General features: G+C 71.0%; 5 protein-coding genes and 2 pseudogenes. 3 read left to right on the forward strand and 4 right to left on the reverse strand.

Features of this window, described 5'->3' with window-relative positions; all coding sequences use genetic code 11:
* Positions 1 to 355: pseudogene (locus ABZ880_RS54255) on the reverse strand (rhamnose isomerase); the annotation flags it as partial.
* Between the two features lie 262 nt (positions 356 to 617).
* Here ABZ880_RS54255 and ABZ880_RS54260 point away from each other — a divergent pair.
* Both ABZ880_RS54260 and ABZ880_RS54265 read left to right on the forward strand, forming a co-directional pair.
* Positions 618 to 1,910, forward strand: a complete 1,293-nt coding sequence (locus tag ABZ880_RS54260; RefSeq protein ID WP_361279381.1) for an MFS transporter — start codon at positions 618 to 620, stop codon at positions 1,908 to 1,910.
* Positions 1,907 to 4,543, forward strand: coding sequence for a glycoside hydrolase family 78 protein (locus ABZ880_RS54265; protein WP_361279383.1), 2,637 nt, complete (start codon positions 1,907 to 1,909; stop codon positions 4,541 to 4,543). Before ABZ880_RS54260 ends, ABZ880_RS54265 begins: the two co-directional genes overlap by 4 nt.
* Before the next feature lie 17 nt (positions 4,544 to 4,560).
* Here ABZ880_RS54265 and ABZ880_RS54270 read toward each other — a convergent pair whose 3' ends face one another.
* Positions 4,561 to 5,436, reverse strand: a complete 876-nt coding sequence (locus ABZ880_RS54270) for an NAD(P)H-binding protein (RefSeq protein WP_361279385.1) — start codon at positions 5,434 to 5,436, stop codon at positions 4,561 to 4,563.
* Positions 5,437 to 5,606: 170 nt separating this feature from the next.
* On the opposite strand from ABZ880_RS54270, the gene ABZ880_RS54275 reads away from it, so the two are divergent.
* Positions 5,607 to 6,470, forward strand: a complete 864-nt coding sequence (locus ABZ880_RS54275) for a LysR family transcriptional regulator (RefSeq protein ID WP_361279388.1) — start codon at positions 5,607 to 5,609, stop codon at positions 6,468 to 6,470.
* A gap of 157 nt (positions 6,471 to 6,627) precedes the next feature.
* Here the strand turns inward: ABZ880_RS54275 and ABZ880_RS54280 are convergent, their stop codons facing one another.
* Together ABZ880_RS54280 and ABZ880_RS54285 are read right to left on the reverse strand one after the other, a co-directional pair.
* Positions 6,628 to 7,608 (reverse strand): aminoglycoside phosphotransferase family protein, encoded by a 981-nt coding sequence (locus ABZ880_RS54280; protein ID WP_361279390.1) that lies wholly within the window; start codon positions 7,606 to 7,608, stop codon positions 6,628 to 6,630.
* Between the two features lie 116 nt (positions 7,609 to 7,724).
* Positions 7,725 to 7,934 (reverse strand): annotated as a pseudogene (locus ABZ880_RS54285) (rhamnose isomerase); the annotation flags it as partial.

The raw sequence follows: 7,934 nt of genomic DNA on the forward strand, positions 1-7,934 counted from the left end.
CCAGCGCCTTGCGCCGCACCGCCGCATCCGGATGGCAGATGCTGCCCAGCCTGTAGTCGTCGTCCTGGAACGTGTTCGAGTTGATCGCCCCGAGCGAGACCCCCAACTCCCGTGCGAAAGCCGCGAGTTTGCCGTAGTCGTCGACCTTGTCCCACGGGATGTGCAGGGCAACCGTCGGTGCCACGCCGGTGAACTCGTGCACCTTCGCCGCGTCCTGCAGCTTCTCCCAGGGATCGCGCGGGACGCCCGGTTGGGCAAACACCTTGAATCGCGTGCCGGAGTTGCCGTAGGCCCACGAAGGGGTCTCGATCTTCTGGGCCGCGAGTGCTGCCTTGACGGCGGACGGGTCTGGCATGACCACCTCTGAACGCTGTTTGAATCGTTTCAGGGAACCTAGCTCCAGCGCCGCGACGGCGTCAAGATGTCGGCGCGCCTGCCTCCGGGTCGATCCGTGAGAAGTGATGCCAACCGCGCCCGAACCCCTTGACGGGGCGGCGAACCGGCCTCACGATGCCGTGAAACGTTTCACGGTTCATTCCAGGGATGGTTACACGTGTCACCAATGATGCGTCACCCAGTCCCTCCGTCCCCAATCCCCGCTCCGAAAGGCCGCCTTGATGAGCAACGACGCCATCTCCAGCGGGCCCGCCAAGCCCCGAGTGACCCGCGCCCAGTGGCGCCTGGCCGTCCTGTCCGGCATGGCTTCCTACCTGGACTCGGGCATCATCGTCTCTTCCGGCTTGTCCCTGGGCCTGTGGCAGAGCCGCTTCCACCTCTCGTCCTGGGGGCTCGGCGCGCTGAGCGCGTCGCTGACCTTCTCCATTGCCATCGGCTCACTCGTCGGCGGCCGCCTCGCCGACCGCTTCGGCCGTAAGCGCATCTACGGGATCGACATCCTCGTCTACGCCATCGGCGCCGCAGTGCTGGTCTTCGCCCCGAACAGCGCCTTCCTCTTCGCCGGCATGATCATCGGCGGTCTCGCGGCCGGTGCCGACCTGCCGACCTCGCTCGCCATGGTCTCCGAGCACTCCCCGCGCTCGGTGCGCGGCCGGCTGATCGGCGCGACGCAGACCATGTGGGTCGTCGGCATCACAGCCGCGATCGTGATCGGCTTCGGCACCTCCACGCTCGGCTATCTCTCCGCCCAGCTCCTCTTCGCCCACCTCGCCGTCGTAGCCCTGGTCAGCTGGGTGCTGCGCAACCGCATGCGGCTCTCCCCGGTCCTGGAGGACGCCGAGCGCGGCGGCGGTGGCGAGGGCATCGACACAGGGGCGCTGCGCCGCCTCGGCGCCAAGCCGATCCTCGTCCCGCTCCTCGCGACGGGCGGCTTCTACCTCGCCTGGAACCTCGCGGCCAACACCATGGGCCAGTACGGCACCTATTTCCTGACCACCGTCAGCGGCGCCTCCCAGACGCTGGCCACCGGGATCGGCCTGGTCGGTCTCCCCATCGGCCTGGTCGGCTCACTGGCCTTCGTGCGTCTCGCCGACACCCCCTGGCGCGACCGGCTGTTCCACATCTGCGCGGCGCTCCAGGTCCTGGCCTTCGCGGTGGCCGCAGCCACCGGTGGCGCCGTGATCGCGGCGATGATCTTCTTCATGCTCCTCTACAACGTCGTCAACCAGTTCGCCGGCGAGGCCAACTACAAGGTCTGGTCCCAGGAGGCGTTCCCCGAGGAACTGCGCGCCACCACACAGGGGTTGACCTACGGCCTGAGCCGCGCGCTCTGCGGTCTCGCCGGCCTCGCGACCCCCGCCCTCATGGCGGCCAGCGGCGCGGCCGTGCTGTGGATCACCACGGCATGCGTGGCCGTGTCCGGTCTGATCGGTGTGTGGATCGTCCGCAGCATCGCCCCGCAAGGCCGTGCCGTGACCGATTCCGTCGTCCTGGAGAAGGAGCCCGTCCGTTGAAGGTCACCGCACCTGTCCTGGAACACCACCGCGAACCGCTCGGCATCGGCGAGCCCCGCCCCCGCCTGAGCTGGCGCACCGAGACGGACACGCCGGGCTGGACGCAGGAGGCGTACCGGATCGAGATCATCCGCCCCGACGGCACCGTCCTCGCCGACACCGGGCGCGTCGAGAGCGCCGACTCGGTGCTGGTGGCGTGGCCGGGGGAGCCGCTCGGGTCCCGCAGCCGGGTCGGGGCGCGCGTCCGCGTGTGGGGCGAGGGCGGCGCCGAGCCGTCCGACTGGTCACCGGTGACCTGGGCGGAGACGGGACTGCTCGCCCGTACCGACTGGACCGCCCGACCCGTCACCCCCGACCACGAACCGGCCGACGCCCCGCTCCCGGTGGCCCTGCTCCAGCGCACCTTCACCCTCGGCAAGGCGGTCGCCTCCGCTCGCCTGTACATCACCGCGTACGGCGTCTACGAGGCCGAGATCAACGGCAGCCGGGTCGGCGACCACGTCCTCGCCCCGGGCTGGACCGCGTACCGGCACCGCCTGCGCTACCAGACCTTCGACGTCACCGGCCTGCTCCGCGAGGGCGACAACGCGATCGGTGCGTTCCTCGGCGAGGGCTGGTACACCGGCCGGCTCGGCTTCGGCGGCGGCCGGCGCAATCTCTACGGCGAACACCGCGCCCTGCTTGCCCAGTTGGAGGTCACCCACCCCGACGGCACCGTCACCACCATCGGCACCGACGAGCCGTGGCGCGCCACGACGGGCCCCATCCTGCGCTCCGAGCTCTACGACGGGGAGGCGTACGACGCCCGGTCGGCCCGCCCCGGCTGGTCCGAGCCGGGCCATGACACCTCCGGCTGGCCGTCCGTCACTCAACTCCCCTTCCCTGTGGCCGAGTTGGTGGCGCCGACCGGCCCGCCCGTGCGCCGCACCCAGACCCTGGCCCCCGTCGACGTCATCACCACACCCTCCGGCAGGACCGTCCTCGACTTCGGCCAGAACCTGGTCGGACGCCTGCGCATCCGGGTGTCGGGCCCGGCCGGGCACACCATCACCCTGCGGCACGCGGAAGTGCTGGAGAACGGCGAACTCGGCGTGCGGCCCCTGCGTCACGCGGCAGCCACCGACACCTACACGCTCGCTGGGCAGGGCGTGGAGACGTACGAACCCCGTTTCACCGTCCACGGCTTCCGGTACGCCGAAGTCGCCGACTGGCCGGGCGAGTTGGATCCGTCCGCGATCGAGGCCGTCGTCCTGCACACCGACATGACCCGCACCGGATGGTTCGAGTCCTCGCACGAGCTCGTCAACCGGCTGCACGAGAACGTCGTCTGGGGCATGCGCGGCAACTTCCTCGACATCCCCACCGACTGCCCCCAGCGCGACGAACGCCTCGGCTGGACCGGCGACATCCAGGTCTTCGCCCCCACCGCCTCCTTCCTCTACGACTGCTCCGGCATTCTCGGCGGCTGGCTGCGCGACCTCGCGGCCGAGCAGCTCGCCCGGGCCGACCGCGTGCCGCCCCTGGTCGTGCCCGACGTCCTGCCCTTCGACTTCGGCGGCACCCCGCACGCGGTGTGGGCGGACGTCGCGGTGCTGCTGCCGTGGACGCTGTACCAACGCTTCGGTGACACCGAGGTGTTGCGCGCCCAGTACCCGAGCATGCGCGCCTGGGTGGAGGTCGCCGCCGAACTCACCGAACAGGGTGGCGGCCTGTGGCGGCAGGACTTCCAGCTCGGCGACTGGCTCGACCCGGCCGCCCCGCCCGAGAACCCGGGCGCCGCCCGCACCGACGGCGACCTGGTCGCCAACGCCTACGTCGCGCGATCGGCCGACGTACTCGCCGAAACGGCAAGGCTGTTGGGGGAGAAGGACGACGCCGTACGGTACGAGGAGCTCGCACGGTCCGTGCGGGCGGCGTTCGCCGACGAGTTCGTCACCCCGGGCGGGCGGATGTCGAGCGACGCGCAGACCGCGTACGCGCTGGCGCTGTGCTTCGCACTGCTCCCGACGGACCGGCAACGGCAGGGTGCCGCCGAGCGGTTGGCCTTCATCGTGCGCAAGGCAGACTTCCGGATCGCCACCGGATTCGCCGGTACGCCGCTGATCTGCGACGCCCTGTGCGCGGGCGGGGAACCGCAGTTGGCGTACCGGATGCTGCTGGAGCAGGGCTGCCCGTCCTGGCTGTACCCGGTGAGCATGGGGGCGACGACGGTGTGGGAGCGCTGGGACTCGATGCTGCCCGACGGGAGCATCAACCCGGGCGAGATGACCTCCTTCAACCACTACGCCCTCGGCGCCGTCGCCGACTGGCTGCACCGCACGGTCGCCGGCCTCGAAGCCGCCGAACCGGGCTGGCGCCGACTGCGCATCGCGCCCGTGCCCGGCGGCGACCTGGCGCATGTCAAGGCCACGCACGACACGCCGTACGGCCGTGCCGAGGCGGGGTGGCGGATCGAGGACGACACGCTCGTGGTGGAGGTCCTCGTCCCGCCGAACACCCGGGCCGAGGTCCAACTCCCGGGCGACGGCGAGCCGTTCGAGGTCGGCTCTGGCCGCCGTACGTTCCGCAGGCCGTACACCGCGCCCGCCTGGCCGCCGGCCGCGATCCGGCATCCGTTCGCCGCCGCGGAGTAGCCGGCCCAGGGAGGTGCTCAGGCCAGGACGGCCGGCCTGAGCACCTCCTCGCACCACTGGCGGAACCCGGTCGGCGCGGGCTTCGACGAGCGGTGCTGCTCGTCGTAGGCGCCGGCGTTCTGGGCGACGGCCATGTCGATCAGGCCCTGCGCCCACGCCTCGCTCGCCCCGTACTGCAGCGCCGTCGCCCGGTACGCCTCGAGGTCGGCCTGCCGGTAGGTGACCGGCCGCTCCAGCACCTCGGAGACGACCCGCGCCATTCCGTCGGGGGTCAGGGCGTCGGGGCTCACGACCGGCACCCCGTCCTGCCCGCTCCACGAGTCGTCGAGCAGCAGCTCGGCGGCCTGCGCCGCGATGTCGCGGGTGGCGACGCTCGCGAGCACACGATCCCCGGGGTACGGCCAGGAGAACGCGCCCTGGTTCCTGATCGACTCGACCTGCCGGAGCAGGTTGTCCATGAAGGCCGGCGGCTGCAGGGCCCGAAAGCTCACCCCCGTGTCCTGGAACATCCTGTCCTTGGCCACCGACGCCGACAGGTGCCCGGCGTTCTTCTGGATCCCGCTGCCCATGGTCGAGACGGCGACCACCCGCTTGACGCCGTGGCTGACGATCGCCCGGCATGCCGCCCGGGTGTAGTCCACGTAGTGGCCCTCGACGCTCTGTGCGTTCGGGTCGGGCGGCACCACCCAGAACACTGCATCCGCACCCGCGAACGCCTGCATGACGACGTCGAGGTCACGATGCGACCCCTCGACGACCTCGACGTGCTCGCGCACAGCCGGGGCCAGCCGCGACGGGTCGCGAGCGATCACCCGGACCGGCTCGTCCCCGTCGAGGAGACCGTCGACGACCTGCCGTCCGATCTGACCGGTGGGCGTGGTGATGACAAGCATGGAAACGCTCCAAGTGGGCTCGCTGGGAAGGCGGTTGAGACGCTTCGGCCGCTGTGGGACGGACCGGGGAACCGCATGCTTCGATCCTGCGATGCGTCACTGGAAGACGGAAGGATCACCGAGATCCCGCTTGTTACCCTCTGGGTAATACCGAACGGAGGTGCCGGGTCGTGGAATCCCGATCACTGCGCTACTTCGTCGCCGTCGCCGAAGAACTCAGCTTCGCCCGCGCCGCCGAACGGCTGGGCATCTCCGCCCCGCCCCTCTCCCGCGCCATCCGCAAACTCGAAGCGGACCTGGGCGTCACCCTCTTCGAGCGCACCACCCACAGCGTCCGGCTGACCCCCGCCGGCACGGTCCTGCTCGGCGAGGCCCGGATCGCGCTCGACGCCCTGCAGGCGGCCGGACGCCGAGCACAGCGCGCCGCAGCCCCCGAGGCGAAGCTGGTCCTGGTCATCAAGGCCGACGGCGACGGGGGACTGCTGGACACCATCCTGGCCCGCTACGCGACCGAGCCCGCCGCCCTCCCGGTCACGATCCGCCTGTCCGGCTGGGGCGACCAGGCACGCCTGCTGCGCCAGGGCGAGGCGGACGCCGCCCTGATCTACGAACCGTTCGACCGCACGGGCCTGGACGCCGAGACGGTGACCGTCGAACCGCGCCTGGCCGCCCTCCCGGCCACCCACCCCCTGGCCGCCCGCGACCACCTCACCCTCGCCGACCTGGGCATCCCCGGCGTCGGACCCGGCCGCCTCGACGGCCTGCCCCACTACCTGGAGACCATGGTCGAGCGCCACGGCCTCACCGACCTGTCCCAGGTGCTCACCCTCGTCGACCTGGGCGAGCTCGTGACCCTCCTCCCCGAATCCGTCACCGCCCGCTACCCCCGCCCAGGCGTCGTCTACCGCCGACTCCCGGACACCCCACCGGCAACCTTGTCCATCGCCTGGCCCCAACAGTCCCGCTCGACGGCCACGGCCGCGCTGGTCCGCGCGGCGACATCGGTGCTCACCGACGCCGGGGTGGTCGCATGAAGTGCGTAGTGCTGATGTATGCCGACCCTGCGGCGACCGAGGCGATGTCGCCCGCGGAACGCGCGGAGGCCTTCCGCAGAGACACGTGGTGGCGGTGGAGACGCGCCCCCGTCCACGACTCGTTCGACGTGGGCGAAGCCTGATCGCTCGCGGCCGCTCACCACACCGTCTCGAGTGCGGCGGTGAGCTGGGAAACGGTCGCCATGGCGGGAACCGTGCGCAACGAGGCCACCACCTGATCGCTCGCGAACTCGCGCTGCGCGGCCGTCACGGTCGGGTCGATCGCGCACTCGGCCTGCACGCGGATGAAGTTCAAGGCCGTCGCGAAAAGCATCGCGAACGACTGCGGACCTGCGATGACGGCACGTCCTCCGGCTCGGCGGTAGGCCCGCGCCACTCTGCGCGCGGAATCCATGTCGATCTGGTTGCCGCCCGACCACACGTACACCGCACGGGCGAGCTCCTGCTCCGCCGAGGCAGGCCCCGCGTTGTCCCAGTCCAGGAGGACGGGCCCGTCCCGGCCGACCAGAACGTTCTGGGGCTGCAGATCGAGATGGGACGTCACCACATCCACCGGATCGACCGACGTCACCCAACGCCCCAGCTCCGCCGCCGACGTGTCGATGAACCGCCCCAGCTCGTCCGACCAGAGCAGGCCGGCATACCGAACCTTCTCGTGCAGGTCCTTCCAATCGGCATCCCGCGGACACTGCGTGTACCAGGGACCCGGCGTCTCCCCGGCCCCCTCACCCGCTCGGTGGAGCAGGGCCATGGTCCGCCCGAACCAGTCCAGGATCTCCGGATCGGAGGCGTCCGCCGTGGTGCCGTCGATCCAGTCGTACAACTTCACCCAGCTCTCGCCCGAAGCGGCGCTCAGCCGTGAGACGTACGCACCGTGACGGTTGGGCATGAGCCGGGGCGACGCGATCCCCAGGTCCTCGGCGGCCCGCCGCAACCCGGCCTCCCGCCCCACCTGCTCCTCGTCACACCCGAAGAGCAGCTCCTTCACGGCCCAGGAAGACCCGCCCCCGGACAACTTCCAGATCTGCCCCAACGCTCCCCGCGCAACGGGCGCGACCGACCAGGCCCCCGCACCGAGTGAATACGCCTCAGCGATGTGACCGCCCAAGTCATGCATACGTCCGCCCCCCGACACACCGGTCCCCACGCCCCATCAGGGGCGCGGGGAACTGCGCGACAAGCCACAAACGGCCGCCAGCCTGCAACCAACAGAACCCGGCAGACGAGAACCGGCTATGCCCCCCACCCAGCCTGCTGCCCACCGACCCGCTCCGCAACGATCTTTTCGGCCCACCCGGACCGCCGATACGCGGCGATCGGATCGGGGTCGAGCCCCATCTCTTCCCGCACTTCGGCGAGGAGCGGTCGTACGTCGGTGTTGTATGCGTCCATGATCACGGCGTTGGCTTCCAGGACGTCGCCGGAGTGCTGGGCCGCGGTGAG

It is taken from the genome of Streptomyces sp. NPDC047043, assembly GCF_040644055.1.
GTDB lineage: Bacteria > Actinomycetota > Actinomycetes > Streptomycetales > Streptomycetaceae > Streptomyces.